At 42.3% G+C, this 1,304-nt stretch carries 1 pseudogene; it reads right to left on the bottom strand.

From position 1 onward, the window contains the following. Window positions 1-155: 155 nt before the first annotated feature. Window positions 156-1,228 (bottom strand): annotated as a pseudogene (locus P2W73_RS26330) (IS3 family transposase); the annotation flags it as partial. Between the last annotated feature and the right edge of the window lie 76 nt (window positions 1,229-1,304).

The following is a 1,304-nucleotide window of genomic DNA, read 5'->3' on the forward strand; positions in this document are numbered from 1 at the left end:
TGTAAGCTCCCCTTATTTTAGTGCCAGGGTTAATTAGAGTTTTCAAATGTAATTTTCTTTTTGTTATCCGCCGCTTTATCCACGACCGGCTGCGCTTCAATTTGTAAATGATTTCCGCTTGCCGGTGTGGATAAAGCTGTCTTGTTGTTTTTTATTGCAGCATATTTTATGGGCGACAGATAGCCCAATGATTTATGCGGCCGCTCAGTGTTGTAATCATTTCTCCACTCTTCACTCATTTCTCTTACTTCTGCAAGGCTATAAAACAGGTAAGCGTTCAGTAATTCTCGTCTTACGCTTCCGTTCTTTCTTTCGATGTAGGCATTTTGCATGGGGCGGCCTGGTTGAATAAATTGCAAGGTGATTCTTCTTCTTTGATCATTGCACCACTCTTCCAGTTTATGACTAATGAACTCCGGGCCATTATCACAGCGGATACTGGCGGGGCAGCCTCTTGTTGCTATCAGTCTTTCAAGCACCCTTATGACCCTGAGTGATGGCAAAGAAGTATCTACTTCAATGGCCAGGGACTCCCGGTTAAAATCATCCATTACATTAAACAACCGGTATTTTCTTCCATCCACCAGGCTGTCGCTCATAAAATCAATGCTCCACATCTGATTTGGTGCTGTAGGCAGGGTTAATGGCTGTTTTACTCTTTCCGGTAAACGCTTCTTTGATCGCCGACGGATATTCAACTTCATTGCTGTATAAACTCTGTAAATTCTTTTATGATTCCACCAGTGACCTCTATTCCAAAGTCGATAACAGCATTGCCAAAAACCAATAGCTGCATGTTTGGTGGTTAGCGCCGTCAGCTCTGCTTGCAATTCGCTGTCATCTTTGGGTTTTGCTTTATACTGACAGGTCGTTCGGGATATACCCATCAGTTTACACGCCTTACGGTTACTTAGCTGTTCCTGATCAACAAAGTGCTGAACAGCTTCCCGTTTCTCCTGCGGCGTTACAACTTTTTTTCAATGAAGTTTTTCATGGCCCGGTTCTCCAGACTTAATTCTGCTACTATCTTTTTGTACTCACTCAACTCTGATTCCATTGCTTTCATTCTGGCAACATCACTTACTTCCATACCTCCATACTTCGCTTTCCAATTATAAAAGGTAGCATCACTGATGCCAAGTTCACGGGTAATTTCTTTTACTGCTATACCGCTTTCCTGTTTCTTAATCGCAGCCACTATCTGGCTTTCGGTAAATCGCTTTTTCATGTATTAAAATTTAAAGTTAACATCTTCAGCCTTTGTTAACTCTAACTACATGGCCGAACTTTGGGGGAGCTTACAG

Origin of the sequence: Terrimonas pollutisoli (assembly GCF_029360765.1) — a bacterium.
In the GTDB taxonomy this organism is placed as follows: domain Bacteria; phylum Bacteroidota; class Bacteroidia; order Chitinophagales; family Chitinophagaceae; genus Terrimonas_B; species Terrimonas_B pollutisoli.